The organism is Terrabacter sp. MAHUQ-38, assembly GCF_014518425.1.
In the GTDB taxonomy this organism is placed as follows: Bacteria; Actinomycetota; Actinomycetes; order Actinomycetales; family Dermatophilaceae; genus Terrabacter.
In genome coordinates, this window is record NZ_JACVCU010000006.1 from 65,805 (window position 1) to 92,352 (window position 26,548).

A 26,548-nucleotide genomic window follows, 5' to 3' on the forward strand; every position below is an offset into this window, starting at 1 on the left:
CCGAACGGCCACCGGTCGCTGACGACCTGTGGACCTCGGCGTGACCTGCCACGCCCCCCGGACCGGGAGCTCGCGATGCGAACGCGACGAATATGGCCCTCCGCGGGCCCGGCGTCAAGACCCCGGCTGTCCGAGGCGCGTCGGGAGGGGCTCCGAGGAGCGCCGCCACGCGGGTCGTGAGAGTGTCCCTCGACCGCCCGCGACACGCCGGGCGTCACGGCCGAGGACCTCGTTGACCTGCGACGACGCGTCGCGGCAAGGCCCCTCGGGATGTCCGTCCGGGCGCCCCAGCCCTAGCATGGGGGACCGTCAGAGATCAGCCGACGCGACCGTCCAGAAGGAAGCCATGTCCGACCCCAACCCACCCGAGCAGCCCTCCTTCAACCAGCCCGCCGGCACCCACCCGACGACGCCGATGCCGACCGGCCAGCCCGCCTCCTCCTCGCCTTCGGCCTCGTCCTCGCGCGGGGCCGGCACACCGCCGCCCGCTCCGACCGGAGGCGCGACCGGGATGTCGAGCATCCCCCACCCCGCCAAGGAGGGCGCCGGGTTCCTCAGCGCGCTCTTCGACTTCAGCTTCACCAACTTCGTCACACCGATCCTCGTGCGCTTCGTCTACCTGCTCGCGACGGTCGCACTCGTGGCCAGCTGGCTCATCTTCGTCTTCGTCGGCTTCGCACAGGGCTTCGGCAGCGGCCTCACGGCGCTCATCCTCGGCCCGATCATCCTCGTCATCTACCTCGCCGTGATTCGCATGACGCTGGAGTTCTACCTGTCGGTGGTCCGCATGAGCGAGGACATCCACCGGCGACTCCCCCAGGCCTGACCCTCGCCCTGTCAGAGGGAGGGCTGCTGCTGGGTGATGCAGTGGATGCCGCCGCCACGGTCGAAGAGCGGCCGGGCGTCGACGCCGACGACCGTGCGGCCGGGGTAGGCGTCGGCCAGCACCCCGAGCGACGCGTCGTCCTGCTCGTCGCCGAAGGTGCAGGCGATGACGGCGTCGTTGACGACGAGGTGGTTGATGTAGGACCAGTCGACGGGGCCCCCCGCGTCGGCGAGCGTGCGAGGAGCCGGCACGCCGACGACCTCGAGGCCCTGGCCACGCGCATCGCGGGCGTCCTCGAGCAGCTCTCGAAGCTCGCGGGTCACCGCGTGGTCGGGGTGCTTGGGGTCCTGCTGGTCGTGGAGCAGCACGACACCCGGGCTCGGCATCGTCGCGACGATGTCGACGTGGCCGCGCGTGCCGAACTCGTCGTAGTCGCGCGTGAGACCGCGCGGCAGCCAGACGAACGCCGTCGCGCCGATCGTGCGGGCGAGCTCCGCCTCGACGTCGGCGCGGGTCAGGCCCGGGTTGCGGCCGGGGTCGAGCTGGACGGTATCGGTGAGCAGCACCGTGCCGATCCCGTCGACGTGGATGCCGCCGCCCTCGTTGACCAGCGACGAGCCGATGACCTCCGCGCCGGAGAGCCCGCCGACGAAGGACCCGATGCGCGCGTCATGTTCCCAGCTCGCCCAGGCCTGCGCGCCCCAGCCGTTGAAGACCCAGTCGACGGCGCCGAGGCGCGAGCCGTCGGCGGAGTGCACGAACGTCGGGCCGATGTCGCGCATCCACGCGTCGTCGAGGACGGCCGGGACGAGCTCGACATCGGGGTGCAGCAGTGACCTGGCCACGCCGACGTCGTCGGGCACGACGACCATCCGCACCGGCTCGAACGGCGCGATCGCGTTGGCGACCGCCGCCCACGTGCCGCGTGCCGTCTCGACCGCGGCCGGGGTGTCGCCCAAGGTGTAGCCCTGGCTCGGCCACGCCATCCACGTGCAGTCGTGCGGGGCCGTCTCGGACGGCATCCGCCAGAGCGCCTCGCTCCCGGCGGTGTCCGCCGCAGCGCGAGAGGGCGCCGGGGCGGCCTCCGTCACTCGTCGACCTCGCGACGGTGCTCGTCGCGCACGGGGGCCGTCAGGGCGGCATACGAGTCGGGGCGCCGCGTCGCGAGGAACGGGAAGAGCTCGAGCCAGTCGCGGCGCTGAGCCACGTCGAGGTCGGCGACGAGGGCCACGGCCTCGTCGCGCGGCGCCTGCACGAGGATCCGGCCGTAGGGGTCGGAGATGAACGAGCTGCCGTAGAAGGTGATCAGGCCCTCGGTGCCGAACCGGTTGGGCACGACCATGAAGAGGCCGTTGGCGATGCCGTTGCCGACGATGACCTGCTGCCACAACGGCTGGGTGTCGAAGTGGGGGTGGTCGGGCTCGGAGCCGATGGCCGTGGGGTAGCAGAGCACCTCCGCGCCCCCGAGCGAGTACAGGCGCGCCACCTCGGGGAACCACTCGTCCCAGCACGTCGGGAGGCCGAGCCGCAGCGACGGGTCATCCAGTGTCACAACGGGATAGGCGTCCTCTGGCGGACCGGGACGGAAGTACCTGTCCTCGTAGTAGCCGGCCGTCACCGGGATGTGCGTCTTGCGGGTGCGCGCGACGACTTCTCCGCTCGGGGCGACGACGACCGCGGTGTTGAAGCCGAGGCCGTCGCCGGCGTCGGAGCGCTCGTAGAGGGACGCGTGGACGTGAACGCCGAAGTCGCGCGCGGCCTCGCGGGCGAAGGCGACCGTCGGACCCGTCTCCAGGTCCTCGGCGGTGGCGGACGGTGTCCCCTCCGGCAGCGCGTCGGCCGGGTAGCGCGACAGCGTCAGCTCCGGCAGGAAGACGATCCGCGCCCCGGCATCGGCGGCCGTGCGGATGCCGTCACGGAGCGTCTCGACGAGCGCACCGGGGTCATCGACCCACCGGTGCTGGACGAGGCCCACCCGAACCGGCGGGGCCTGTGGGTCGTCGACACGGGCGAGGGACTCAGGGACGCCGTTGGCCTGGATGAGCTTCACAGCGTGCAGTATGCCAACACACGGGGGCTCGCGGGCCTGGCGGCCCTGCGCCCCCGTGGACCCCCGAACAGGCCTACGCGCGGCTCACGACCGCGGACGGCCTGCGCCCCCGCGTGGACTCCCGAAGAGCCAGCCCGAAGCAGGGGCTCGCGGGCGCTGTCGGTCCCGGACGTCGTCGCCGACGCCCGGGACCTTCCCCCCGTCAGAAGGCCGACAGGTCGCTGACGAGCCAGCGGTCGCCGACCTTGCGCATGGTGGCGATGACCCGGTTCTGGTCGATCGCCGGAGCCTGCTGGGCCTTGGTCGTCGTGGCCTGGTTGACGAAGGCCATGACGCGCACGGTCGTGCCCTGGCCACCGTCGCCGGCCGCGTCCATGACACCCACGTCGTAGACCTTCGCCTGGACCGTGGCCTCGTTCTTGAGGGCCATCGGTCTGATGTCTGTGGCGGCGACCTTCGTGAACTGGTCCCTGAACGGCGAGGTGAGCTGCGGGGTGACCTCGCTGACGTGGCGGTCGAAGGTGGCACCGCTGTAGCTGAGCAGGCTCTCGAGCGTCGTGCGGGCCGACCCGGCCGCTGCCGTGCGGTCCGTGTCGGACACGCCCGGGCGCAGGGCGTAGACGAGCGAGGCGGCCAGCACGGCGAGCGCGAGTGCGGCGCCGATCGCGGAGGACCAGAGCCCTCCAGATCGGCGTCCAGCGTGCTCGGCGTGAGGCCCCGGTTCCTCGGTCTCGACGGACGTGACGGTGGCGACCGTCCGCGGGGGCTCGAGGTGCTCCGGGGCGATGGGCCGGCCGGCCTCGACGGCATCCGGTGACGCGGGCGGCGCGACGGCTCTGAGCGTCTGGTGGGTCGTGGGACGGCCTCTACGCCGGGCTCCGGCGACGCGCTTGCGCGGGCTGGCGGCAGCGACGGCGGGGCGCGGGGAGTCAGCTGACGAAGTCAAGGTTGCTCACCTTCCACGCGTCGCCGACCTTCACGAGGTCGAGGCGCAGCCGGTAGGTCTTCTTCTCGGCCTTGGGGGTCGAGGCGTTCGACGTCGGGGCGACCACCCCGACGATCACCTTGGCCGAGTCCTCGTCGCCCGACACGAGCGAGGCCTCGGCGCGCTCGACGGTGGAGACCGTCTTGTTGGCCGTGACGACCGGCTTGAGCTGCGCCAGGGTGGAGGCGTACTCCTTCTGGAACGAGCCGGTGGACTCGTCGAGGACGCGCTTGGTGTCGACGTCGAACGTCGCGGCGTTCATCGTCACGAAGTTCACCGCGATCTGGCGGCCGGCGGCCAGCGCCGCGGCACGGCTGTCGGCGTCCCGCTGTTGCTGATACGTCGCTCGGCCCAAGGTGGCCGTGACCGCGACCGCGGCTAGCAGGAAGAGGGCGGTCAGGATCCACAGAAGACGCGGGCCGGGACGCCACGTGCGGGCACCCCTGAGGTCCGCACGTGGCGCGCTGGGCGGACCGGATGTCGCGTCGGGGGGCGCTCCGACTGGATGAGCCGCGGCGCGCGCCGCGCGGTCGTCGTGGGTCTCGCGGGTCTCGGGCGACCGCGGGGGCCGCCCCGTGTCCGAGCGGGTGGTGACCATCGTCATCGAGGGGTGTCCTTCCGTCACCGGCTAGCGGAGCGCCTCCTGCATCATCCAGAGCCAGCTCGTGCCGTCGCCGGTCCGTGCGTCGCCACCGGCCGGGGCGACCGGGGACTGTACTGACAACGACGCAGGACTGCCGGAGGTCACGGCCCGGTTGCCGAGCGCCACCGGCACGGGCCCGAACGCCATGGGGAAGCTCTGTCCGCCCTGACCGCTCCGGCTGGGCTTGGGGGCGTTCTGGGCGCCTCGCACGTTGACGCCCGAGCCGGGCGCGGCGGCGCAGTGCGCATCGAGGTTCACGGGCGGCAGGTCCTGGGTGCGGTGGGGGTCGACCTTCTTGGTGCCCTCGTAGCCGACCTCGCACGCCTTGGGGTCGTCGGCGTTGAGCACGAGCCCGAAGTGCGCAGTGCCGTCTCCGGGGATCACGGTGTAGCCGCCCGTGACGACGTCGGGGTAGGTGACGAGCAGCTGCTCGATGCCGTCGAGCCGTGCCGTCGTCACGTTGCCGATCGTGATGAAGTTGGCGAGCAGCGCCGCGAGACTCTGCTTGTTCTCGGAGATGAGGGCGTCGAGCTGCTTGACGGCGACGGAGCCGCGGTCGAGCACGACCCGCAGGTCGGGGTCGGCCTCGCGGAGCGCGTCGGCGACGTCGGCGAAGCCCGAGACGCTCGTGCGGATGTCGTCGCCGGTGCTCACCTGGGTGTCGAGCACGATCCGACCGTCGTCGATGAGCTTCGTCGTCTCCGGCAGCGCCTCGGAGGCGGCGATCGTCAACGCGTCGCCGGAGTCGACGAGGCGCTGGAGGTCGGCGCCGCCGCCCCTGAAGGCCGAGGCCAGCTCGTCGACGGTCGTGACGAGAGCGTCGCGTGGCACCGAGGCGACGGTGTTGTCGACGTGCTGGAGCAGCTGGTCGATGCGGATCGGGAACGCCGTGCGCGTGCGTGGGATGACGTCGCCGGCAGCGAGGTAGGGCGCGCGGGCGGTGCGCGGCTGCAGGTCGAGGTACTGCTCCCCCACCGCGGAGCGGTTCTCGACGACGGCGGTCGTGTCCTTCGGGACCTCGGTGCCGCGGTCGAGACGGGCATCGACGATCACGCCGTCGCCCGAAAGACGCATGCCCTCGACCTTGCCGACAGTGACGCCGCGGTAGGTCACCTCGGCGCCGACGAAGATTCCCCCGGACTGGGCGAGGTCGGCCGACACGACGTAGGTGCCGCCCGCGATCTTGTCGGTCAGACCGACGTAGTTGGCGGAGAGGATCGCGACAAGGGTGACCGACAGCAGGGCGAAGGCGGCGAGCTGGAGCCGCACGGTACGGGTGATCATCGGGAGCCTCCCGTGGGGAACAGCGTGGACCAGGACGCCTCGTCGGCTTCTGCGGACCCCGACTGCGGCGCGCCGAGCACGCCACCCGGCAGGGTCGTGGGCAGGCCGGTGGGCACCGGGACGCCCGGCACGGACGGCAGCGGGACACGGGGCACCGGCACTGACGGCGCAGGAACCGAGGGCAGCGGAGCCGAGGGCAGCGGCAGGCTCGGCAGGTCCGGCAGGCGGCCCACGCCGAGGTTGTCGGCGATCGTGTCGACGTCGGTGTCGAGGGTCACCCAGAGGTTGGTGAAGTCGCCCCTGATCGTGTTCTGGGCGTTGTTCGGGAACGGGTAGGTCAACAGCAGCTGGTAGCTCTTGGGCAGGTCGTCCCCGGCCTTGTTGAGCTGGCGCAGGATCGGGCTGACGGCGCGCAGGTTGGCCTCGAGGTCGGCGCGCGACCCGCGGATGACCCGGGTGCCGACCTCCCCCAGGTCGCGCAGCGCTGTCAGCATCGCGGTCAGCTGTCGACGCTGGTCGGCGAGGATCGTCAGGCCCTTCGGCAGCTCGTCGAGGGCCTTGCCGATCTTCTGCTGGTTCTTCGCGAGGGTGCCCGAGAGCCGGTCGATGCTGTTGATCGCCCGGACGATCTCGGACTTCTGCGCGTCGAGCCCGCCGACGAACGTGTTCAGCTGCGTCACGAGGTCCTTGACATCGCTCGTGCGCCCGCGGAGCGCGTTGTTGAGCTCGGCCTCGATGGTCTTGAGCTGCGCCACGCCACCACCGTTGAGCAGCAAGGACATCGCGCCGAGGACCTCCTCCACCTCGGGGTTGCGGCTCGTGCGCGCGAGCGGGATGCGGTCGCCCTGGCCCAGGCGGCCCTGCGGCGCCTCGTCGGTCGGCGCGGCGAGCGCGACGTACTTCTCGCCGAGCAGCGACGTCTGCTTGAGCTCCGCCGTGGCGTTGTCCGGGAGTACGACGTCGCGCGGCAGGCGCAGGTGCACCGTCGCGGTCCATCCCGTGACCTGGATGTCCTCGACGGACCCGACGGTGACCTGGTTGACCTTGACCGACGACTGCGGCACGAGGTCGAGCACGTCGGCGAACTCCGCCGTGACCGTGTAGGAGTCGTCGCCGGTGCCGGCGCCGCCCGGCAGCGGCAGGTCGTAGGCGCTGCAGCCTGAGACGGCGAGGAGAGCCACCAGGCTCAGCGTGAGGGCCACCACGCGGGTCCTTCTCGGGGGGTGCACGGGGGGCGTGGTCCTCCGTGTGGCGGCATACGTCATCGGGAGCCTCCGAGAAGTCCGCCGAGGGTCGGGTCGGCACCGCGGAGGTTGACGAGCCCGTCGGGCTGCGGAGTGCCTTGCAGCGCCGAGCCGCTCGGCAAGGATGGAAGGGTCAGGAGCTTGGGCAGGATGGACTTCTTGAGGGAGTCGCAGAGCTTCGTGTTGCCGGTGCGGGTCGGTCCCGTGAGGATCGAGCAGACGAGCAGCAGCGGGTCGTCGAGGCCCTTGGCGTTGTTGCGGGTGTCGAGCGTGCCGGTCTGGGGGTGGTACGCGTTCTGGAGGTTCGACAACGCGACGGGCGCGTTCTCGAGCAGCTGTGCGAGAGCCTGTCGGTTCTTCGCGAAGGCGTCGGTGACGGTGACGGCCCGGTCCAGGTTGCTCTTGAGCAGCGCACGGTTGTCGGACACGAAGCCGGACACCTCGTCGACCGCCACGCCGAGGCTCTCGAGGGTGGCCTTGAGGTTGTCGCGCTCCTCGCTCAGCTGGACGGCGACGGTCGCGAGGTCGGAGTTGAGCCGGCGCACCTGGGCGTTGTTCGTGGCGAGCATCGAGGTGAAGGACTGGAGGTTCTTCACCGTGCCGAACAGGTCGTCGCGGCTGCCCGAGAGTGTCGAGAGCGCCGTCGACAGGTCACGCACGGTGCCGTACACCTTCTCGCCGTTGCCGTCGAGGTTGGCGGCCGAGGTGCGGAGCAGCCTGTTGAGGGCGCCGTCCTTGTTGGCGCCGTCAGGCCCCAGCGCGACCATGAGGTCGTCGAGGCTCTGCGACACGCGGTCGAGCTCGACCGGAACCGCGGTGCGCTGCATCGGGATCCGCGCGCCGGCCGAGAGCGTCGGGCCGCTCTCGTAGACCGGGAGCAGCTGCACGTAGCGGTCGGACACGAGCGACGGAGCGACGATCGCTGCCTTGGCCGAGGCCGGGACGCGGTACTTCGCGTCGTAGCTGAACGTCACGTGCACGTGGTCGCCCTCCGGCGTCACGGTGTCGACCTGGCCGACCTTGACGCCGAGGATCCGCACGTCGGAGCCCGGGTAGAGGCCGACCGCGCGGGAGAAGTCGGCGCCCACGGTCGTCTGGCCCTGACGCGGCCAGAAGACGATGCCCGCCGCGACGAGCGCGACGACGACGAGGCCGGTGACGAGCCTGCCGAGGACCGTCGCCGGACCGTGGAGCCGGCCGAACGGCATACGGGACGCCTGGGGCGCGGGCATCAGCGACCACCTCCGGAGGTGCCGGGAAGGAGCAGGTCGGGCAGCTGCGTCCCGGGCAGGGCGAGCCCCGGCGCACCGACCGGCACGACGAGGTTGGAGACCCAGGTGTCGAACCACCGGCCAGTGCCCAGCGTGTTGGCGTACACGCGGGTGAAGGGTGCCATCGCCCGGATCGTCTTCTGCAGGTCGGCGTCGTGCTTCTGGAGCAGCGCAAGGGTCTTGTCGAGCTCGGCCAGCGCGGGCTTCAGCTGCGCACGGTTGTCGCGCGCGAGGCCGGTCAGCTGCTTCGCGAGCGCCGAGGTGTTGCGGAAGAGCGTGCGGATGTCGTCACGGCGCTTCACGAGCTCGACCATGAGCAGGTCGGCGTCCTTGATGAGCGTGCTGACCTGCTGGTTGCGGCTGCGCACGAGGCCCGTGACGCTGTTGGCGCGCTGGAGCAGCGAGCCGAGCTCGGCGTCGCGGCCGGCGATCGTCCGCGACAGGCGCGAGAGGCCGTCGAGGGTGGCCCGGACGTAGTGCGGGCTGTCTCGGAACTCGGTGGCGATGACGGTCAGCGACGTCGCCAGCTGGTCGGTGTCGATGCGCTCGGTCGTGGTCGTCAGGTCCTGGAAGGCGTTGATGACGTCGTAGGAGCTCACCGTGCGCGAGACGGGGATCTGCGCGTCGGCAGCGAGCTGGCCGGTGCCCTTGGGATCGAGCGCGACGTACTTCTCGCCGAGGATCGTCTTCATCCGGACGGACGCACCGGTCTGCGGGCCGAAGCGCGCGTCCTCGGTGATGACGAAGTCGACGCGCGCGTGGTCGCCCTCGAGGTCGACGCCGGTGACCTTGCCGACCTTGACGCCGGCGATGCGCACGTCGTCGTCGGGACGGATGCCGCCGGCCTCGGAGAACGCCGCGCTGTATGCCGTGCCGCCGCCGATGAACGGCAGGCTCGCAGCGTTGAACGCCAGGTAGAGGAGCAGGGCGAGGACGGCCAGGCCGACCGCGCCGATGGGCACGGGGTTGCGCTCGCGGAAGGGCGTGCTCATGAGGGGCACCTCGCGGACGAGACGTCGTACGTCGGGCTGACGCCGGGCAGGATCGGGTTCTTGCTGTCGAAGCGGCAGAGGTAGAAGTTGAACCACGAACCGTAGGTGGCCGTGCGTGTCAGGGTGGTGATGCGCTTGGGGGCGTTGGTGATGAAGTCCTCGAACTCCTTGACGTTCGCGGGCTTGTTGACCGTCGTCGCGAGGGTGCGCAGCTGGGCGATGTCGTCCTTGACGAGCGGACGCGTCGAGACGAGCAGGTCGGCGGTCTCGGCCGACAGGGTGTTGATGCCCGACAGCGAGCGGCCGATGGTCTCCCGGTCGGCCGCGAGGCCGCTCGTGAAGCGTTGCAGCTGGTCGATGAGCGAGAGCAGCTGCTGGTCGTGCGCGTCGACGGTGCCGAGCACGGTGTTGAGGTTGTCGATCGTGCGCCCGATGACGGCATCGCGGTCGGCGATGGCGGACGTCAGGCTCGCCGTCTTGGCGAGCAGCGTGTTGATGTCGCCCCCCTCGCCCTGCAGGGTCTGGATGAGCAGGCCGGACAGCTCGTTGACGTCGCTCGGCGAGAGCGCCGCGAACAGCGGCTTGAAGCCGTTGAAGAGGACGGTCAGGTCGAGCGCCGGGTGGGTGCGTGAGAGCGGGATCGTCGCGCCGTCCGCGAGCGGCGCCGGGGCACCGGTGCCCTGGCTCAGCGCGAGGTATCGCTGACCGACGAGGTTGCGGTACTTGACCGTGACCTCCGTGCCCTGGGTGAGCACCGAGCTCTTGAGCACCGAGAACTCGATCTCGGCGTCGGCGCCGTCGGACGTGGCGTCGCGTGCGACGCGGACGTCGGTCACCTCACCGACGCGGACGCCGGCGATGCGGACGTCCTGGCCGGCGACGACACCCGTCGCGTCGCTCACCACGGCGGTGTACGTCGCCTTCGAGCCGAGCTGGATGTTGGCGATGGTGAGAGCGAGGATGCTCGTCGCGAACAGCGTGACGGCCGCGAACACGATGAGCTTGACCAGCGAACCCTTGACCTTCATCGGGTGCTCACCACCGTGCCGCGCATCATGGGCCCGGCGAGGAGGGTCTGGATGCCGCTCGCGCCGGCCGGGGACGGGTCACCGTCACCCGCCAGCAGGGCGCCGACCACACGCTGCTCCTCGACGGTGCCGGCCGTGCCGGAGTCAGCCGCGGACGCGTTGCCCAGCAGGGCCTGGGGCAGCGCCGAGAAGGGTGTGGCGTCGCTCGCCGGGCGGGTGCCGTCGTCGAAGTGGTTGCCGGCGAACGGGTTCGACTGCGACCCGTCGGGGCTCGGCAGGCCGAAGCAGTTGGGGCCGCGCTTCTCGTTCCACTGCGGCTCCTCACCCGGTCGGTAGGGCTGGCGCGGCGGCACGACCTCGAGGGTGATGTGGAAGGTGTTGCCGGAGAAGGCGGCGTTGACACGCGGGAGCCAGTTCACCAGACCCGACGCGACGCAGGGGTAGATCGGTGAGTACTCGGCGAGGAGCCCCAGCGTCGGCCTGCTGACCTGACCGACCTGGATGATCCGCTGCTCGTTGTCGCGCAGGAAGCCGGCGGCCTCGTTGGCGAACCCGGCCGTGCCGACCAGGAAGGCGGCGAGCTGCTGGTCCTTCTCGACGATCGTGCGGTTCGTGACCCGGGCCGACTCAGTGAGCCGGAAGAAGTCCGGGGCCACGCCGTCGTAGAGGTCGGCTGCGTCGGCGAGCAGCGAGATGTCCTTCTGGATCGTCGGCATCTTCGGGTTGAGGGCCTTGAGGTAGCGGTCGACGAGCACGAGGTTGCGGCCGATCTGCTCGCCACGGCCGTCGAGCGTCGTCGACAGGGCGTTCAGGGTCGTGGCGAGCTTGGCCGGCTGGACGGTGCGCAGCAGCGGGTACAGGTTGTCGAGCACCGTTTCGAGCTCGATCGAGACCTTGCTGCGGTCCTGCGGGATGACGTCGCCGGCCCGGATCGGCCGCGCGCTCCTCGCCGGCGTCACGAGGTCGACGTAGCGCTCCCCGAAGAGGGTCTTCGGTAGCAGCCGCGCACTGACGTTGGACGGGATCTTGGCGACGTCCTCGGGTCGCAGGGCCAGCTCGAGACGCGCGCCGTCGGCGGTCGCCTCGACCGTGCGCACCTCGCCGACGAGCAGCCCGCGCAGCTTGACGTCCGAGCTCTCCTGCAGCTGGCTGCCGAGGCGGTTCGTCTCGAGCGTGACCATGACGACAGGCGTGAACCGCTGCTGGAAGGACGCGACGGCGAGCCCGACGAGCAGGGCCACGACGGTGAGGAAGACGATGCCGTACGCCTTCGCGCCGATCCGCCAGCGCGTCAGCTGGGTGAGCGGCCCCGGGGTCGTGTCAGTGCTCGGGTCAGCGCTCGTGTCGCTCATCCGGCGATCCTCACGCTCGTCGTCGCACCCCAGATGGCGAGCGACAGGAAGAAGTCGACGATGTTGATCGCGACGATGGACGTGCGGACCGCCGTGCCGACGGCGACGCCGACACCGGCTGGTCCGCCCGACGCGGTGTAGCCGTAGTAGCAGTGGATGAGGATGATGACGACCGCGAACACCATCACCTTGACGAACGACCAGAACACGTCGCCGGGTGGCAGGAAGAGATGGAAGTAGTGGTCGTACGTGCCCTCCGACTGCCCGAAGTAGCTCGTCGAGATGAAGCGCGTCGCGGCGTACGAGCTGAGCAGGCCGAGGACGTACAGCGGGATGACGGCGACGAACCCGGCGATCATCCGGGTCGTGACGAGGAACGGCAGCGAGGGGATGCCCATCACCTCGAGCGCGTCGACCTCCTCGGAGATGCGCATGGCGCCGAGCTGCGCGGTGAAGCCGCAGCCGACGGTGGCCGCGAGCGCGAGGCCGGCGACGAGCGGCGCGATCTCGCGGGTGTTGAGGTAGGCCGAGAAGAACCCGGTGAAGGCGCCGGTGCCGAGCTGGTCGAGCGAGGAGTAGCCCTGAAGGCCGACCTCGGTGCCGGTGAAGAAGGCGAGGAAGGCGATGACCCCCACCGTGCCGCCGATGACGGACAGCGCGCCCGTGCCGAGGGAGACCTCGGCGAGGAGGCGCACGACCTCCTTCTTGTAGCGGCGCAGCGTGCGTCCGCTCCACGCCAGCGAGCGCACGTAGAAGCGCATCTGCTCCCCGAGCGAGTCGAGCGCGCGGGAGGGCCGGCTCGCGATGTGCAGCAGCCGCTCCGCCGCAGCGTTCTGGGTCCTCGTCGTCACTGTCGTCTCCTAGATCTTCTGGGGGACGACCTGGAAGTACACGGCCGTGATGACGAAGTTGACGACGAAGAGCAGCATGAACGTGATGACGACGCTCTGGTTCACGGCGTCGCCGACCCCCTTGGGACCGCCCCCGGCTCCCAGCCCCTTGTACGCCGCGACAACGGCCGCGATGGCGCCGAAGATGAGGGCCTTGATCTCGGCCGTCCAGAGGTCGGGAAGCTGCGCGAGCGCGGTGAAGCTCGCGATGTAGGCACCCGGCGTGCCCCCCTGGACGATGACGTTGAAGACGTAGCCGCCGACGACACCGACGACGGACACGAGGCCGTTGAGCAGGACCGCGACGAGCATCGAGGCGAGCACCCGCGGCACGACGAGGCGCTGGATCGGGCTGATGCCGAGCACCTCCATCGCGTCGATCTCCTCGCGGATCTTGCGTGAGCCGAGGTCGGCGCAGATGGCGGACCCGCCCGCGCCGGCGATGAGCAGTGCCGTGACGATCGGGCTCGCCTCGCGCAGCACGGCCAGGACGCTCGCGGCGCCCGTGTAGGACTGGGCCCCGAGCTGGCGGGTCAGCGTGCCGAGCTGCAGCGCGATCACGGCGCCGAACGGGATCGACACGAGGGCCGTCGGCAGGATCGTCACGCTCGCGATGAACCACGCCTGCTGGATGAACTCCTTGACCTGGAACGGCCGCCTGGGCAGGGCCCGGAAGACGTCGAGCGCGAGCGCGAAGAGCGAGCCCGACTGGCGCAGGACGCCGGTGAGGGGTGCGGCCACGTCAGCTCACCTCGCCCACGAGCTCGGACGGGACGGCATACGCGGTCGTGCTCCGCGTCGTGGACGCGATGGCGCCCGCCGCCACGGTCGAGGTCTCGAAGGAGCCCGGCGGAGGCGTCACGCCGTTGTCACGACACCAGGCACCCGCCGGGCGCGCGGTACGCCGCACCGAGCCGTCGCTCGTCGGCAGCTGCAGGGCGATCGGCGGCAGCGGCGGCAGCTCCTGACCCGACTCTGCCGCGAGCTCGTCGGCGTCCTTCTCCTCGGACATGCCGATCGGGCCGACACGCTGGGCGTTGAGGAACTGGCGGACTACGGGTTCCTCCGAGCTGAGCAGCATCTCGCGCGGGCCGAACATCGCCAGGTGCCGGTGGTAGAGCAGGCCGATGTTGTCGGGCACCGTGCGCGCCGTGTTGATGTCGTGGGTGACGATGAGGAAGGTCGCCTCGATCTGTGCGTTGAGGTCGACGATGAGCTGGTTGAGGTAGGCCGTGCGCACGGGGTCGAGGCCGGAGTCGGGCTCGTCGAAGAGGATGATCTCGGGGTCGAGCACGAGGGCGCGGGCGAGCCCGGCCCGCTTGCGCATGCCGCCGGAGATCTCGCCGGGCAGCTTGCCCTCGGCTCCCTGCAGCCCGACGAGCTCGATCTTCTCGCCCACGATGCGCCTGATCTCCGCCTCGGTCTTCTTCGTGTGCTCCCGCAGGGGGAACGCGATGTTGTCGTAGAGGTTCATCGACCCGAAGAGGGCGCCGTCCTGGAAGAGGACGCCGAAGAGCTTGCGCACCTCGTAGAGGTCCGACTCGCGCAGGCGGGTGAGGTCACGGCCGTTGATGACGATCGAGCCGGCGTCGGGCTTGAGCAGGCCGACGAGGGTCTTGAGGAAGACCGACTTGCCGGTGCCCGACGGGCCCAGCATGACGGAGATCTCCCCCGCGGGAAGCGTGAGGGTCACGTCCCGCCAGATCGTCTGCGACCCGAAGGTCTTGGTCAGCCCTGTGACCGCGATCTCCACACCCATGTGGCATCCACCTACATCTCTCGACCGTCTCGACTCGGCTATGGGGAAACGAGCGCGGGCGGCGCAAGTTACGCGCCAGTTCACTTCTGCGGACCCCGGCCTGCGGGTGTGGATACGCTGTGTGGACCGTGCGGACGAGGAGGGGTGCATGCGCGCAGAGCTCCGGCCGACGCAGGTGGCGCCGGGGGCCGTCCTCGAGGTCGCGGGCACGCAGCACCGGGTCATCGGCAGCCTGCGCTTCGACTGGGCCGGCACCCAGTGGGGCGAGCACTGCATCGAGAGCACCCCTGGACCCAACCAATGGCTCTCGATCCGCCCGCGCGGCGCGCCCACGGTCGTGCACTGGACGCCGCGGTACGACCTCTTCGGTGACCCGGACCCTGCCGGTATGACCATGGACGGGCGCCAGTGGACCCTGCTCGAGGCCGGCACCGCGGCATACGACGCGGAGGGCGACACGGGCACGGGCTCGCGCGGTTCGTGCGACTTCGTCGAGTTCTCCGACGCCGAGGGGCTGCTCGTCTTCGAGAGCTTCGACGGCGGGGTCTGGGAGATCAGCCTCGGCCGCCTCGTCGACCCGTCGCTCCTGCGCAGCTACCGCGAGGTCGTGGGCGACTGACCTGCCGGGTCAGTGGGTGGCGGTGACCTCGTGGCTCACCGTGTTGCCGTCCACGCGAAGAGTGACGGCCGCGACCCGTCCGGCCTCCCCGTGGTTCGCCAGGCGCGCGAGCAGCTCGCCGAGGCGGGTGAACGTCTCGGGCGTCGGCACGGGCGCCTGCCCGTCGGCGTTGCCCGACAGGCCGGTGAGCCGGTGCTCGGGGTCGAGGGTCAGCTCGGCAGTGAGCCGCTGGACGGGAGCCCCGCGCTGGGCCTCGACCCCCTGCCGGAGCGTCGCCGCGACCTCGTCGAGGACGTCCGAGACCGTGAGCTGCGTGCTCGCGCGCACGTCGGCCTCGCCCTCCGTCGGGGACGCAGTCGGGGCGGCCGCGGTGACGTCGGCGGGCTGGGCGTCCGGCGCCGGGCGCGGCTGGTGGCCCTCGTTGAGCGCGCCGATGGCCGCGAACTCGATCTTCGCGAAGTCGACCTCGGCGTCCCTCGCGAGCGAGTTGTCGATGACGTACGCCAGGTTGACGGCGAGGTCGGTCATGCCGGGGTGGAGCTGCTGGCCGACGTAGCGGGCACAGAGGAGCAGCGCGTGGACCCGCACCATCGTGCGGCCCTTGCGATCCTGGACGCGCTGCTCGGCGTCGACGCGCCGCAGGTCGAAGCCCTCGCGCGGGTAGAAGTGCAGCGGTCGGTCCAGCACGAGGAGCGAGTAGTCGGGGCGGTCCGATCCCGGCATGAGCCGGTACAGCTCGCCGTTGAGCGGCAGCTGCCACTCGAGCTCGGGCGGGGCCGCCTCGAAGCGGGTGATGCTGACGAGCGGACCGTAGCGACCCACGGGTCCCGACGGGTCCGGGCTGACAGGTACGGGCGGCACGGGGTGCTCGGGGGACCCCGGCTCGGTGGTCGCCGTCGTCTCACCGGCGGGCCTGAACGTGCGAGACAGCCATCCCATGCGGCAAACCTACCCGGAGCGGCCGCGCCGCCTCCTGGGGCGTCGGGCCGGTGCCGGGGCCCACGCCGGCGGGCGAGGGCGCAGTCCCGGGCGGGCGTGGTTACGGTGGTTCGGTGACGACACTGAGCAAGGACGCTCCGGACCTCGACCTGGCGGGGCTGACCGAGGCGCTGACGCCGGGCGCGCTCGTCACGGAACGCGAGAGCGTGGCCGCCTATCGCTTCGACTACACGGCTGACGCCGGCGCCGGTATGCCGCTCGCCGTGGTGCGCGCGTCGAGCGCCGCCGACGTGCAGGCCACGGTGCGGTGGGCCGCTCAGCACGGTGTGCCCGTCGTCCCCCGCGGTGCCGGCAGCGGGCTGTCGGGCGGCTCGAACGCGGTCGACGGATGCATCGTGCTGAGTCTCGAGCGGATGCGCGCGGTCGAGGTCGACACGGCGACGCGGACGGTGACCGTCGAGCCGGGAGCCCTCAACGTCGAGGTCAAGCAGGCCGCAGCCGAGCACGGGCTGTGGTATCCACCGGATCCGTCGTCGTTCGAGATCTGCTCGATCGGCGGCAACGTCGCGACCAACGCCGGCGGCCTCTGCTGCGTGAAGTACGGCGTCACGGCCGACTACGTGCTCGGCCTCGACGTCGTGCTCGCGGACGGCACCGTCGTGCGCCTCGGCGGCCAGCGGGTCAAGGACAGCGCCGGCCTCTCGCTCGTCAAGCTCTTCGTCGGCAGCGAGGGCACACTCGGGGTCGTCACGCGCGCCATCCTCCGGCTCGTGCCGACCCAGGCCCCGCCCGCGACGCTCGTCGCGACCTTCGACGACGTGGCCGACGCTGCCCGAGTCGTCGTCGCCATCGGTGGCAGGTTGCGAGCCTCGATGATGGAGCTCATGGACCAGGCCTCGATCAACGCCGTCGAGGACCACCGCAGCATGGGCCTCGACCGCACGGCCGGCGCCTTGCTCATCGCCCAGTCCGACGCCCCCGGCGCGGCCCGCGGCGAGGAGGTCGCCGAGATGGAGCGGCTGTGCACGGCCGGGGGCGCCCGCGAGTGCTTCACGACGACGGACGCTGCCGAGAGCGAGCTGTTCGTCGCCGCCCGCCGCGCGGCGATCATCGCGATCGAGCGGCGTGGCGCGATCATGCTCGAGGACGTCGGCGTGCCTGTGCCGCGGCTGCCCGACCTGCTGACCGGCATCGCCGAGATCGCCCGCAACCGCGGCGTCGAGATCCCCGTCGTCGCACACGCGGGCGACGGCAACACCCACCCGATCGTCGTGTACCCGCCCGGAGACGCCGACGCGAAGGAGCGTGCGGCGCTCGCCTTCTCCGAGGTCATGAGCCTCGCGATCGCCCTCGGTGGCACGATCACCGGCGAGCACGGCGTCGGCCGTCTCAAGCGGGCGGCGCTGCCCGAGCAGCTCGGACCGGACGTCATGGCCCTCACCCACCGCATCAAGAACGCCCTCGACCCGCTGGGCATCCTCAACCCTGGAGCCGGATTCTGATGACGACGACCCCCACGCCCCCCGTGCCCTCCGTGTCCTCCGTGTCCCCTGTGTCCTCCGTGTCCTCCGTGTCCTCATCGCGGCGGGCGCCCGCCACGTCCCCTCGCCCGATCGCCGAGCGGCACCTCTTCGGACCGGGTCCGTGCAACCCCTACCCGGAGGCGACGCTCGCTCTCGCCGCGCCGCTCCTCGGCCACCTCGACCCCGACTTCCTCGAGGTCATGGACGAGACCTGCGAGCTGCTGCGCCACATGTGGGGCACCGACAACCGGCGCACCCTGCCGCTCTCGGCCACCGGTTCCGCCGGCATGGAGGCAGCATTCGTCAACACCGTCTCCCCGGGCGACGTCGTCGTCGTCGCGGTCAACGGACTGTTCGGCGAACGCATGGTGGACGTCGCCGGCCGCCACGGGGCCACGGTCGTCCGCGTCGACCACGAGTGGGGCACGCCCGTCGACGCCGAGCGGGTCGCCGCGGCACATCCCGCGCCCTCGATCATCGCGGCCGTGCACGCCGAGACCTCGACCGGCGTCCGCTCCGACATCGCCGCGCTCGGCGCCGCGAAGGGGGATGCGCTGCTGCTCGTCGACGCCGTGACGAGCATCGGCGGCATCGAGCTGCGCGCCGACGAGTGGGGCATCGACATCGGCTACGCCGGCAGCCAGAAGTGCCTCGGCGTCGCCCCGGGGCTCGCGCCGTTCACGATCAGCGACCGCGCGTTCGAACGCCGCGTCGAGAAGCCGTCGTCGTGGTACCTCGACCTCGGCCTGCTCGGCGGCTACGTCGGCGAGGCCTCCGGGTCGGGCCGGACCTACCACCACACCGCGCCGACGGCGATGGTGGTGAGCCTGCACGCGGGGCTGCAGCGCATCGCGGCCGAGGGGCTCGAGAAGGTGTGGGACCGCCACGCCGAGGCCGGCCGCCTGCTCCAGGAGGGCCTGGTGGACATGGGCCTCGAGCTCTTCGCCGCCGAGGGGGCCCGGCTGCCCGAGCTGACGACCGTACGCGTCCCTGAGGGCGTCGACTCGGCAGCCGTCCGCGCGTACCTCCTCGGACGGCACAACCTCGAGATCGGTGCCGGTGTCGGCGAGTTCGCCGCCAGCGTCTGGCGCATCGGGCTGATGGGACACAACGCGCGGCCCGACCGCGTCGCCCTCGTCCTCGCCGCCCTGAAGGACGCCCTCGACCACGCCCGGTGACCGCCTGCCCCCGGGCCCGTCGCCCTGACAACCGTTTCGCGCGCTCGTCACAGGAGCGCGCGAAACATCGAGACAGCGAAAGGCGGGCCCGACCAGTGGTCGGACCCGCCTTTGCGGTGTTGCTGAGGAGCCCCGGCTGACTCGCGTCTAGCCGGGACGGCTCACTTGAGCTCGACGGTGGCGCCGGCGCCCTCGAGCTGCTCCTTGGCCTTCTCGGCCGCAGCCTTGTCGACGCTCTCGAGAACGGGCTTGGGGGCGCCGTCCACGAGGTCCTTGGCCTCCTTGAGGCCGAGGCTCGTGAGCGCGCGGACCTCCTTGATGACCTGGATCTTCTTCTCGCCGGCGGCAACGAGAACGACGTCGAACGAGTCCTTCTCCTCCTCCTCGACGGGGGCAGCGCCGCCGGCGCCGGCCGCGGGAGCGGCGGCAACGGGGGCAGCAGCGGTGACCTCGAAGGTCTCCTCGAACTGCTTCACGAACTCGGAGAGCTCGATGAGGGTCATCTCCTTGAAAGCGTCAAGGAGCTCGTCGGTGCTGAGCTTCGCCATGGTGGCTTCCTTCCTAGATATTGCCGTGAGTGGCGTGTTGTTGAATCGAGCTGGTGCGCGGGAGCGCGGTCAGCTCTCGTCGCCACCCTCGGCGACGTCGGTGGTTGCCTCGTCGGCCGCAACGGCCTCCGCGGCGGGAGCCTCGTCGGCGGCAGCCGGCGTGGCGGGACCCTGCGCCTCGACCTTCTGGCGCAGGGCGTCGACCACGCGGGCCGTCTGCGACAGAGGAGCGACGAAGAGGTATGCAGCCTTGGTGAGGGAGCCCTTCATGGCACCCGCAAGCTTGGCCAGCAGAACCTCGCGGGACTCGAGGTCCGCGAGCTTCGTGATCTCCTCGGGGCTCAAGGACTTGCCGTCGAGGACGCCAGCCTTGATCACGAGGAGGGGGTGAGCCTTGGCGAAGTCACGCAGACCCTTGGCCGCCTCGACCGGGTCACCGGTGATGAAGGCGATGGCCGACGGGCCCTGGAGGTGGCCGTCGAAGGCCGAGATACCGGCCTCCTTCGCGGCGCGCTCCGTGAGCGTGTTCTTGACCACGGCGTAGGTGGCGTGTTCCCGGATCGAGCTGCGCAGCTGGGAGAGCTGCGCCACGGTCAGACCGCGGTACTCGGTGAGAACGGCCGCACCGGACTCACGGAACTTGTCCGCGATCTCGGCAATGGCTGCGCTCTTCTCGGCGTTCGCCATCTGGGCCTCCTTCCCTTGCGTGGTGGCCGCCGGCGAAGGGGCCCGCAGGGCCTGCACGAAAAGAGCCCCGGCGCAGGGCGCTCGGGGCTCGCAGCGGCATACGCTCGGTATGCCGTGAGGCTGAGTGTCCTGCGCTGGCTGCCCGCATCGTGCGGGACCTTCGGGAGATCGTGGTTGCCCACGCCCTCCAACCGGCGGTCATTGGTCGTCGCCCAGAGTACGGGACTCTGCGGGCGCCGGCCAAATCGAGCGTGGCAGGCACCGCAGCACGGGTCGCGCCGACGGGATCGGTCCGCGAGAGCGCCCGCGCGTCACGCGCATGCTCCGTGCGTTCGCCGGGTAGGTGTCCTAGCGTGGCACCCATGGCGCGTGGCTCAGCAGTCCGCCCCCCGACCCGCTCGCAACGCCAGGCGATCCGCCGCCGGCGCACCTGGGCCGGTCTTGCCGTCGTGCTGTGTGTCGCGGCGGACGTGTGGTCCGTGTCCTGGGCCGGCGCCGAGCAGCCCCTGGCCGACGGCAGCGTCGTGCGCGCCTCACGCGTGGCCCTCGCCGCCGGCATCGCGCCGGCCGTGTCGGTCGACCAGGTCGAGCGCGTGCCGGAGACCTCGACCGACACGCAGGGGGGCGGCGGCAGTGCAGATGGCACGACGAGGGCCGCCGACGCAGACACCGCCGGTGACGGCCGCGACGCCGCGGGCGCCGTCATCGAGAAGGGGTCCGGCACCTTCACGGTCGTCGCGATGCCTGCCGCCGCGCTGAAGCCGTCACCGGCCACGGGCCGCGTCGTGCGCTACACCGTCGAGCTCGAGGGCGGCCTCGACGTCCGCGCCGCCGACCTCGCGACGAAGGTCGGCTCGGTGCTCACCGACGCGCGCGGCTGGCAGACCAAGGACGGCGTGCGCTTCGTCGACGTCGCACCCGCCGACGCCACCGCCGGGGCCCAGGTCGACCTGCACATCACCTTGGCCAGCCCGACCACGACCGACAAGCTGTGCGCTCCTCTGCAGACGCGTGGTCAGGTCAGCTGCCACAACACCGGACGCGTCGTGCTCAACCTGCGCCGCTGGGTGCTCGGCGCCGCGGCGTACGGCACCGACGTCGACAGCTACCGCACCTACCTCGTCAACCACGAGGTCGGACACGGCATCGGCCACGCACACGCCTACTGCGGCGGCGCCGGTCGGCCTGCTCCCGTCATGATGCAGCAGACCTACGGACTCAAGGGCTGCACCGCGTGGCCCTGGCCGACGGCCAAGCCCGCCTGAGCATCGCCTGGCTCCCGCCTGTTCTCGCCCTGACCGGCTGCCCGGACGCAGCGGTGGCCGCGGGTGGTGGGGACCCGCGGCCACCTGGCCGGATGCCGTGCGGCTCGAGTCAGGCGAGCTTGCTGTTCGAGTAGCCGATCCGCACCACCGAGCCGGTCGGCAGGCTGCCGACGGACTTGTTCAGCACGACCTCGATCATGACGACCTCTATCGAGGTCGAGCTCTTCGTCACCTTGTGGAAGGTCACCTTGCCGAGCTGCGGGATCGTGACGACGGTGTTGGGCCGCACGGTGTCATTGATGGCCGGGAAGCCTGCGACCTTGAGGGCGAGGAAGCGCGACGAGTCACGCACCACCGGGGCCAGCGACCCCGTCTGGGAGACCGAGGTCTCGGCGGTCACCGCGGACGCCGAGATGAGCCCGAGCAGCACCTTCGGTGATGCGATCGTGTTCTTGACGGTCACCGACCGCGAGGTCGACGTGGCCGTCGACTTCGAGGTCGTCTGCGTCGTGCCGGTGGACAGCAGGCCGGCCAGCGTCACGCCGGCGACGTTGCTCGCACCGTCTCCGGAGGTGCACCGCGCGTACACGAGAGCGGTCGGAGAGGACACCACGCGGCCCTCGAGCGTGCTGGCCGAGGTCGCGTACCCCTTGCCACCCACGAGGCCGGTCACCGGGGCCGAAAGGTTTGCGCGGGACTGGGCGACGTCGATGCGCGAGCCGATGGGCAGCCCCAGGCTGTTGCTGCCGTCGATGATGACCGTTACCGCGGCAGTGGCCACGCGGAACTCACCGTTCGAGTTGACGCGCTCCTGCTTGTTGACAACGGCGGTCGCGAAGGGTGTCTGACCTGCTGCCCCGACCCGGATGCGGGTGTTGGGGCCGGCTGTCGCGCTCACGGGCCGACCCGAGATGACGAGGTTGGTCAGCACCGCGCTGTTGCCCCCGGTGTACTGGCGTGCACCGTTCACGGACGCCGAGCTCGACGTCGAGAGCGCGTCCGCGCGGACGAGGCCACCGAGAAGGTTGACGCCCTTGACCTTGGCGCTGGAGAAGCTCGTCTTGCTCGAGAGCGACTGGCTCGTGCGCGCCGCCGTCGTGACGGCGCCGACCGAGCCGACGACGGGGAGGTTCGCCGACGTGATGGCCGCGGACGTCGACCGAGGGGCGGCCGTCGTGCACCCGATCGAGCTGAGGGCCGTGGGCCCGGACCTCACCACACCCCCGATGTTGACCTGGGTGCCGTAGGCCTGCGCCGTGAAGGCGACCTTCGGGAGCACCGCTGCCGAGGCGGGCGCAGCGGCGAGGGGCGCACCCAGCCCCGAGATGGCGGCCGCCGCCAGGACGGCGGCTAGTTTCCTCTGCCTGGTTCGCATGGTCCTGCTCCTGTCATCGATGCCCTGACATCGATCCCCTGACCGATGTACCCGGCTCAACGAGGCGACGACGGCATCCGTTATGCGGCACTTGTGCGGTTCGATGCGGCACGTCCGGTGCTGGCAATCAGCGCCGCGCCTGCCCGCCCGACCGGTGGGGCCAAATGCCACAATCGGGGCATGACAGCACGGGCAGGTCAGGGGAAGGTGCGTCACGTGGCGGCAGGGGTCGTCTTCGCCCTCGTCGGCCTGGCAGCGGCGGGCTGTTCGGACCGGCCGCTGGACGCCTCAGGTGCGGCGACGGCATACGGACCGGTGGTCGACGCGGTGACGAAGGCGACCGGCGACGCGCTCGGCGTCGAGTGGACGCGGGGCAGCGACGAGACGACTCAGCGCGGGGACCACGGGTGCAGGTGGTACTCCACGTCGTTCGAGACCGCGACCGACCTGTCCTCGAGGATGCCCGAGGTGCGCCAGGCGCTCGACTCGAGTCTGGGCGACCTCGGCTTCGCGGATGCGCAGGACGAGCAGCTGCCCGGCGGCTGGGTCGCCGTGACGGCGACCGACGACCAGGACGCCCGGGTCGCGGTCCAGGCCAAGGGACGCAGCACCGTCCGGCTCAGCGTCCCGGTCAGCGGCGACTGCTGAGCCGAACCTCGCCCTCGTCGCGCCACTCGAGGTCGACCGACTCGCGCCCCTCCGGCACGGGGCGGCGGTGCACCCCGGTGACGGTGAGCGACCCGTGGCCGGGCACGTCGACGGTCGACCCCTCGGCGACGTCGACGATGCGGGACTCGTCGGGCGTGCGCACGGCGAGCCGCGCGGTCCGCACGCCCTGTTTGACGCCGGCCCGCATGATGCCGACGCGCACCCGCCCGAAGCGCGGCTGGCTGCCCTGGTCTGCCGTGACCTGCCTCATCAGCCCTCCTTGCCCGGCACGCTGTACGTGCTGTCGAAGTTCTCCTTGTACTCGTCCTCCGTCAGCCAGACGTCGCCGACCTTCTGCTCACCGTCGAGCGTGCCACCGTCGGGGCCCCACGGGTTGATGAGGTGGATCATCCGTTGTCCGTCGCGCTCCTCGATGCGGTCCACCATGTATGCGTGGTTCGGCACGATCGTGCTGTCGTCGACCTCGTCCTCCCACCACCAGAACGCGTCGTCGTCCTCGGTGCCGACGGCCATGAGGTCGCCGTTGTCGAGGCGATCCTGGATGTCGTCGAAGCTCGACTCGCCGCCACTGTCGGCGTCGCGCCCCGTGATCGTCTCGAAGGCGTCGTCGGAGTGGCCGCCGTCGATGTCGTCGTAGCTGCCGCCGTGGAAGGAGGCCATCGCCTTCTCGTAGATCGAGGCGTAGTTGGGGTTGCCGTTCGGATCGCGGGCGCCGTTCTCGACGACGGACGCATCGACGACGACATCGACCGGCTCGCCGTCGTCGTAGAGGGTCACGGTGTAGGTGCCGGCCTTGGCGTCGTAGCGGACGTGCTCGCGGATGAAGTCGGGGTCGTCCTGCGCCACCGGGCCGAGGGCCGCCAGGACCCAGCAGTCACCGATCTGGCCCTGCTCGATGTCGTCCATGCCGAGCGAGGCGTCGTCCATGGGGATGTCCTGGATGTCCTCGTACGGGCCGGGACCGTCCTCGGGGTTGCTCGAGTTGCGGTCGCCGCCGTTGCCGATGCCGTGGTCGCCGGGGGGGTTGCCCGAGAAGGGCGAGCCGCCTGCCCCGTCGCCGCTCGCGGCGTCCTGCGCGCCGGCGTTGCGGCGCAGGGCTGCCGCCATCGAGTCGAGGGTCCCACGGCATGCGGTCAGCTCCTGCGAGGTGGCGGGCCAGCGCTGCACGAGGTGGTCGAGGTCGCCCCCGCCCCAGCTGCCCCGGAGCGAGCCGACGGCGCGGTTGCACTCGACACCGATGCCGTCGAGCTCGCGGCCCATGCCGGTCAGCCGGTCCGCCGACGCCCGCAACGCCACGGTGTCGGCGCCCTTGCGGTAGATCGCCACGACGCTCTCCCCTGTCAGCCGGTGCGGTTCGACCCGGTACGTCCCGCCACGCGCCCGAGCCTATGCAGGCGACCGTGGACCGGTCGATGGGCAGCACTCCCCATCGACCGGGCCACGTCATGACGCAGGGCCTGTCAGCGCCGCTCAGGGCGCCGGCGACACCACCATGGCCGAGCCCCCACCTCGGCGGGTGGTCTCGGCGGCAGCCTCGAAGCGGCCGTCACCGAGGCTCCGGATCGCCGTCACGGCGCCGATCTCGCCGCCGTCGGACAGCTGGTGCCCCAGCGCGCGGAGACCGGCTGCGACCGGGCTGGCCAGAAGCGCAGGCTCCGCTGGCTCCGAGCCGCCGTTGCGTGAGCTGAGGCGCGGGGACGCGATGGCGTCGACGAGGGCGAGGTCACGCTCGAGGTAACCGAGGATCGTCTGCGCCACCGAGGTGATGATCGTCGCGCCACCGGGTGAGCCCACCGCGAGGAACGGTGTGCCGTCGTCGAGGATGATCGTCGGGCTCATCGACGACCGAGGACGCTTGTCCGGTCCGGGCAGGTTCGGGTCGGGCGCCGTGCCCTGGGTCGGGGTGAAGTTGAAGTCGGTCAGCTCGTTGTTGAGCAGGAACCCGTAGCCGGGCACGGTGATGCCGGAGCCGCCGGTCTGCTCGATCGTCAGCGTGTAGGACGCCACGTTGCCCCTTCGGTCAGCGACGGTCAGGTGGGTCGTGGACTGGCCGTCGTTGGGTTGCCGCTGGGCGACCGACGCCAGCTCGCACGACGTGTAGCTGCCGTCGGGCGATCCGGGCGGGATCGGCCGCGTCTGCGCCACCGACGGGTCGAAAAGGCACGCCCGCTCGGCCGCGAAGTCCGGGTTGGTGAGTTCGCCCACCGGGACGCCTGGCACGTCGCCCACGTAGCGGTTGCGGTCGGCGAAGGCAGTGGCCGAGGCCTCGGAGAACCGGTGGTAGTAGTCGACGTCCGACAGCTCGCTCGTGTCGATGCCGGTGCGGTCCTCGTAGGCCGTCATGAGGTTGAGGATCTCGGCCACGGCGATGCCACCCGAGCTCGGGACCGGCATGCCGTAGACGTCGTAACCCTTGTACTGCGAGTGGATCGGGTCCTTGGTCAGTGCCCGGTACGCGCCGAGGTCGGCCATCGTGATCTGGCCGGCCAGCACACTGGTGCCGTCGGTGTGCGGCGCCTGGGCCTCTGCGACCACCGCTCGACCCAGCGGCCCGGCATACAGGGCCCGTACGCCCTGGGTGCGCAGTGTCCGGTAGGCCCTCGCCATGTCGGGGTTGGTGAACACCGAACCGACAGCCGGAGCGGCGCCGTTGCGCAGGAAGACACGTGCGGTCTCCGGGAACGTCTTGAAGCGGGCGGCGTTCGCCGCCGTCTGGTCGGAGAAGGTCTTGTCGACGACGAAACCCTTGGCTGCCAGTTTCTCCGCCGGCTTCAGAGCGTCGTTGAGCGACAGGGTGCCGTAGTCGCGCAAGGCCTTGTCCCACAGCGCGGGCGTGCCGGGGACGCCCACCGAGAGGCCGGAGTTCACCGCCGTGTTGAACGCGTACGGCTGCCCGGTGGCGGGGTCGATGAACGCGCGGTCGGTGAAGGTCGCGGGTGCTGTCTCGCGGCCGTCGATGGTCGAGACCTTCTTGCTCTTCGCGTCGTAGTAGACGAGGAAGCCACCGCCACCGATGCCGGCACTGTACGGCTCCGTCACGCCGAGGGCGGCCGCTGTCGCGACAGCCGCGTCGGCGGCGTTGCCCCCGTGGGCCAGCACGTCGATCCCGACCTGTGAGGCGTCACGGTCGACCGAGCTCACCGCCCCGCCCGAGCCGACCATGACCGGGACCTTGGGCAGGTCGGACGTCGTGCCGTGTCGAGCAGTGTCGACGGTCGGTGCCGCCGGGGCGGCCGAGGGCTGCGCGCCGGCCTGCGGCGCGAGCAGTGCGAGGGGTAGGCCTGCGGCCACGCCTGCGACGATCCAACGTCCGGTGCTGCGGGTGTGTCGGCTCATCCTCCGACCGTACCCGTGCGGCCACCGCGAATCGCCCTGAGAACCCCACCGATCCGAGCCCTCCGGCACGTCGAGAGCCCGCCAC

General features: G+C 71.2%; 26 protein-coding genes. 6 read left to right on the forward strand and 20 right to left on the reverse strand.

Translation table 11 applies throughout. The features are described 5' to 3' along the window. The first annotated feature begins 346 nt into the window (after positions 1-346). Positions 347-826: a DUF4282 domain-containing protein gene (locus H9I49_RS20845; RefSeq protein ID WP_188032327.1), complete on the forward strand. Its 480-nt coding sequence runs from the start codon at positions 347-349 to the stop codon at positions 824-826. Between the two features lie 11 nt (positions 827-837). Here H9I49_RS20845 and H9I49_RS20850 read toward each other — a convergent pair whose 3' ends face one another. The 13 genes from H9I49_RS20850 to H9I49_RS20910 form a co-directional block, all read right to left on the reverse strand. After that, complete coding sequence (locus tag H9I49_RS20850; protein WP_188032409.1) at positions 838-1,848, reverse strand: agmatine/peptidylarginine deiminase; 1,011 nt, start codon at positions 1,846-1,848, stop codon at positions 838-840. 65 nt (positions 1,849-1,913) lie between these two features. Beyond that, a complete protein-coding gene (locus H9I49_RS20855) occupies positions 1,914-2,876 on the reverse strand; it encodes a nitrilase-related carbon-nitrogen hydrolase (protein WP_188032328.1) in 963 nt (320 codons plus the stop codon). Positions 2,877-3,078: 202 nt separating this feature from the next. Beyond that, complete coding sequence (locus H9I49_RS20860; protein WP_188032329.1) at positions 3,079-3,822, reverse strand: hypothetical protein; 744 nt, start codon at positions 3,820-3,822, stop codon at positions 3,079-3,081. After that, positions 3,806-4,465 (reverse strand): hypothetical protein, encoded by a 660-nt coding sequence (locus H9I49_RS20865; protein WP_188032330.1) that lies wholly within the window; start codon positions 4,463-4,465, stop codon positions 3,806-3,808. Before H9I49_RS20865 ends, H9I49_RS20860 begins: the two co-directional genes overlap by 17 nt. A gap of 24 nt (positions 4,466-4,489) precedes the next feature. After that, positions 4,490-5,788, reverse strand: coding sequence for an MCE family protein (locus H9I49_RS20870; protein WP_188032331.1), 1,299 nt, complete (start codon positions 5,786-5,788; stop codon positions 4,490-4,492). Then, positions 5,785-6,990 carry an MCE family protein gene (locus H9I49_RS20875; protein ID WP_370587683.1) on the reverse strand — a complete coding sequence of 402 codons (1,206 nt, stop codon included), beginning with the start codon at positions 6,988-6,990 and terminating at the stop codon, positions 5,785-5,787. The genes H9I49_RS20870 and H9I49_RS20875 overlap by 4 nt, the downstream gene beginning before the upstream one ends. 59 nt (positions 6,991-7,049) lie before the next feature. Continuing rightward, complete coding sequence (locus tag H9I49_RS20880; protein ID WP_255524174.1) at positions 7,050-8,264, reverse strand: MCE family protein; 1,215 nt, start codon at positions 8,262-8,264, stop codon at positions 7,050-7,052. Next, the gene (locus tag H9I49_RS20885) at positions 8,264-9,295 is read right to left on the reverse strand and encodes an MCE family protein (protein ID WP_188032333.1); all 1,032 of its coding nucleotides are present in this window, start codon (positions 9,293-9,295) and stop codon (positions 8,264-8,266) included. Before H9I49_RS20885 ends, H9I49_RS20880 begins: the two co-directional genes overlap by 1 nt. Beyond that, complete coding sequence (locus H9I49_RS20890; protein ID WP_188032334.1) at positions 9,292-10,323, reverse strand: MCE family protein; 1,032 nt, start codon at positions 10,321-10,323, stop codon at positions 9,292-9,294. The genes H9I49_RS20885 and H9I49_RS20890 overlap by 4 nt, the downstream gene beginning before the upstream one ends. Continuing rightward, complete coding sequence (locus H9I49_RS20895) at positions 10,320-11,675, reverse strand: MCE family protein (protein WP_188032335.1); 1,356 nt, start codon at positions 11,673-11,675, stop codon at positions 10,320-10,322. The genes H9I49_RS20890 and H9I49_RS20895 overlap by 4 nt, the downstream gene beginning before the upstream one ends. Then, the gene (locus tag H9I49_RS20900; protein WP_304650680.1) at positions 11,672-12,436 is read right to left on the reverse strand and encodes an ABC transporter permease; all 765 of its coding nucleotides are present in this window, start codon (positions 12,434-12,436) and stop codon (positions 11,672-11,674) included. The genes H9I49_RS20895 and H9I49_RS20900 overlap by 4 nt, the downstream gene beginning before the upstream one ends. Before the next feature lie 99 nt (positions 12,437-12,535). Beyond that, complete coding sequence (locus tag H9I49_RS20905) at positions 12,536-13,306, reverse strand: ABC transporter permease (RefSeq protein WP_188032336.1); 771 nt, start codon at positions 13,304-13,306, stop codon at positions 12,536-12,538. Between the two features lies 1 nt (position 13,307). Further along, on the reverse strand, positions 13,308-14,324 hold the full coding sequence (locus H9I49_RS20910) for an ABC transporter ATP-binding protein (protein WP_188032337.1): 1,017 nt from the start codon (positions 14,322-14,324) through the stop codon (positions 13,308-13,310). A 148-nt stretch (positions 14,325-14,472) separates the two neighbouring features. On the opposite strand from H9I49_RS20910, the gene H9I49_RS20915 reads away from it, so the two are divergent. Next, positions 14,473-14,943 carry a DUF4178 domain-containing protein gene (locus tag H9I49_RS20915; RefSeq protein WP_188032338.1) on the forward strand — a complete coding sequence of 157 codons (471 nt, stop codon included), beginning with the start codon at positions 14,473-14,475 and terminating at the stop codon, positions 14,941-14,943. A gap of 9 nt (positions 14,944-14,952) precedes the next feature. On the opposite strand, the gene H9I49_RS20920 is transcribed toward H9I49_RS20915, so the two are convergent. Beyond that, positions 14,953-15,882: a hypothetical protein gene (locus tag H9I49_RS20920; protein ID WP_188032339.1), complete on the reverse strand. Its 930-nt coding sequence runs from the start codon at positions 15,880-15,882 to the stop codon at positions 14,953-14,955. Between the two features lie 113 nt (positions 15,883-15,995). Here H9I49_RS20920 and H9I49_RS20925 point away from each other — a divergent pair, with 113 nt between their 5' ends. Both H9I49_RS20925 and H9I49_RS20930 read left to right on the forward strand, forming a co-directional pair. Continuing rightward, positions 15,996-17,384 (forward strand): FAD-binding oxidoreductase, encoded by a 1,389-nt coding sequence (locus tag H9I49_RS20925; protein ID WP_370587684.1) that lies wholly within the window; start codon positions 15,996-15,998, stop codon positions 17,382-17,384. A 68-nt stretch (positions 17,385-17,452) separates the two neighbouring features. Then, positions 17,453-18,583, forward strand: coding sequence for an alanine--glyoxylate aminotransferase family protein (locus H9I49_RS20930; protein WP_188032340.1), 1,131 nt, complete (start codon positions 17,453-17,455; stop codon positions 18,581-18,583). A gap of 161 nt (positions 18,584-18,744) precedes the next feature. Here the strand turns inward: H9I49_RS20930 and rplL are convergent, their stop codons facing one another. Together rplL and rplJ are read right to left on the reverse strand one after the other, a co-directional pair. Beyond that, on the reverse strand, positions 18,745-19,131 hold the full coding sequence (gene rplL, locus H9I49_RS20935) for a 50S ribosomal protein L7/L12 (protein ID WP_188032341.1): 387 nt from the start codon (positions 19,129-19,131) through the stop codon (positions 18,745-18,747). 69 nt (positions 19,132-19,200) lie between these two features. Then, positions 19,201-19,818 (reverse strand): 50S ribosomal protein L10, encoded by a 618-nt coding sequence (rplJ, locus tag H9I49_RS20940; RefSeq protein ID WP_188032342.1) that lies wholly within the window; start codon positions 19,816-19,818, stop codon positions 19,201-19,203. 362 nt (positions 19,819-20,180) lie between these two features. On the opposite strand from rplJ, the gene H9I49_RS20945 reads away from it, so the two are divergent. After that, the gene (locus H9I49_RS20945; RefSeq protein WP_188032343.1) at positions 20,181-21,083 is read left to right on the forward strand and encodes a DUF3152 domain-containing protein; all 903 of its coding nucleotides are present in this window, start codon (positions 20,181-20,183) and stop codon (positions 21,081-21,083) included. 109 nt (positions 21,084-21,192) lie between these two features. On the opposite strand, the gene H9I49_RS20950 is transcribed toward H9I49_RS20945, so the two are convergent. Then, the gene (locus H9I49_RS20950; protein ID WP_188032344.1) at positions 21,193-22,458 is read right to left on the reverse strand and encodes a choice-of-anchor P family protein; all 1,266 of its coding nucleotides are present in this window, start codon (positions 22,456-22,458) and stop codon (positions 21,193-21,195) included. A 180-nt stretch (positions 22,459-22,638) separates the two neighbouring features. Between H9I49_RS20950 and H9I49_RS20955 the strand changes: the two genes are divergently transcribed. After that, complete coding sequence (locus H9I49_RS20955) at positions 22,639-23,106, forward strand: hypothetical protein (protein WP_188032345.1); 468 nt, start codon at positions 22,639-22,641, stop codon at positions 23,104-23,106. On the opposite strand, the gene H9I49_RS20960 is transcribed toward H9I49_RS20955, so the two are convergent. From H9I49_RS20960 to ggt, 3 genes are all read right to left on the reverse strand, one after another. Further along, complete coding sequence (locus H9I49_RS20960; protein ID WP_188032346.1) at positions 23,090-23,377, reverse strand: hypothetical protein; 288 nt, start codon at positions 23,375-23,377, stop codon at positions 23,090-23,092. The two genes, H9I49_RS20955 and H9I49_RS20960, sit on opposite strands and share 17 nt — an antisense overlap. Then, positions 23,377-24,453, reverse strand: a complete 1,077-nt coding sequence (locus H9I49_RS24620) for a C2 family cysteine protease (RefSeq protein ID WP_188032347.1) — start codon at positions 24,451-24,453, stop codon at positions 23,377-23,379. Before H9I49_RS24620 ends, H9I49_RS20960 begins: the two co-directional genes overlap by 1 nt. A 144-nt stretch (positions 24,454-24,597) precedes the next feature. Beyond that, entirely contained in the window at positions 24,598-26,463 is a 1,866-nt protein-coding gene (gene ggt / locus H9I49_RS20970) for a gamma-glutamyltransferase (protein WP_370587685.1), read from the reverse strand. Between the last annotated feature and the right edge of the window lie 85 nt (positions 26,464-26,548).

Excerpts from the sequence above, each read along its gene's own strand:
- rplL (WP_188032341.1), bottom strand. The coding sequence starts at position 19,131 with ATGGCGAAGCTCAGCACCGACGAGCTCCTTGACGCTTTCAAGGAGATG.
- H9I49_RS20945 (WP_188032343.1), top strand. The coding sequence starts at position 20,181 with ATGGCGCGTGGCTCAGCAGTCCGCCCCCCGACCCGCTCGCAACGCCAG.
- H9I49_RS20865 (WP_188032330.1), bottom strand. The coding sequence starts at position 4,465 with ATGACGATGGTCACCACCCGCTCGGACACGGGGCGGCCCCCGCGGTCG.
- H9I49_RS20900 (WP_304650680.1), bottom strand. The coding sequence starts at position 12,436 with ATGCGCTTCTACGTGCGCTCGCTGGCGTGGAGCGGACGCACGCTGCGC.
- H9I49_RS20845 (WP_188032327.1), top strand. The coding sequence starts at position 347 with ATGTCCGACCCCAACCCACCCGAGCAGCCCTCCTTCAACCAGCCCGCC.
- H9I49_RS20880 (WP_255524174.1), bottom strand. The coding sequence starts at position 8,264 with ATGCCCGCGCCCCAGGCGTCCCGTATGCCGTTCGGCCGGCTCCACGGT.
- H9I49_RS20950 (WP_188032344.1), bottom strand. The coding sequence starts at position 22,458 with ATGCGAACCAGGCAGAGGAAACTAGCCGCCGTCCTGGCGGCGGCCGCC.
- H9I49_RS20870 (WP_188032331.1), bottom strand. The coding sequence starts at position 5,788 with ATGATCACCCGTACCGTGCGGCTCCAGCTCGCCGCCTTCGCCCTGCTG.
- H9I49_RS20955 (WP_188032345.1), top strand. The coding sequence starts at position 22,639 with ATGACAGCACGGGCAGGTCAGGGGAAGGTGCGTCACGTGGCGGCAGGG.
- H9I49_RS20890 (WP_188032334.1), bottom strand. The coding sequence starts at position 10,323 with ATGAAGGTCAAGGGTTCGCTGGTCAAGCTCATCGTGTTCGCGGCCGTC.
- ggt (WP_370587685.1), bottom strand. The coding sequence starts at position 26,463 with ATGAGCCGACACACCCGCAGCACCGGACGTTGGATCGTCGCAGGCGTG.
- rplJ (WP_188032342.1), bottom strand. The coding sequence starts at position 19,818 with ATGGCGAACGCCGAGAAGAGCGCAGCCATTGCCGAGATCGCGGACAAG.
- H9I49_RS20895 (WP_188032335.1), bottom strand. The coding sequence starts at position 11,675 with ATGAGCGACACGAGCGCTGACCCGAGCACTGACACGACCCCGGGGCCG.
- H9I49_RS20885 (WP_188032333.1), bottom strand. The coding sequence starts at position 9,295 with ATGAGCACGCCCTTCCGCGAGCGCAACCCCGTGCCCATCGGCGCGGTC.
- H9I49_RS20960 (WP_188032346.1), bottom strand. The coding sequence starts at position 23,377 with ATGAGGCAGGTCACGGCAGACCAGGGCAGCCAGCCGCGCTTCGGGCGG.
- H9I49_RS20920 (WP_188032339.1), bottom strand. The coding sequence starts at position 15,882 with ATGGGATGGCTGTCTCGCACGTTCAGGCCCGCCGGTGAGACGACGGCG.
- H9I49_RS20910 (WP_188032337.1), bottom strand. The coding sequence starts at position 14,324 with ATGGGTGTGGAGATCGCGGTCACAGGGCTGACCAAGACCTTCGGGTCG.
- H9I49_RS20915 (WP_188032338.1), top strand. The coding sequence starts at position 14,473 with ATGCGCGCAGAGCTCCGGCCGACGCAGGTGGCGCCGGGGGCCGTCCTC.
- H9I49_RS20850 (WP_188032409.1), bottom strand. The coding sequence starts at position 1,848 with ATGCCGTCCGAGACGGCCCCGCACGACTGCACGTGGATGGCGTGGCCG.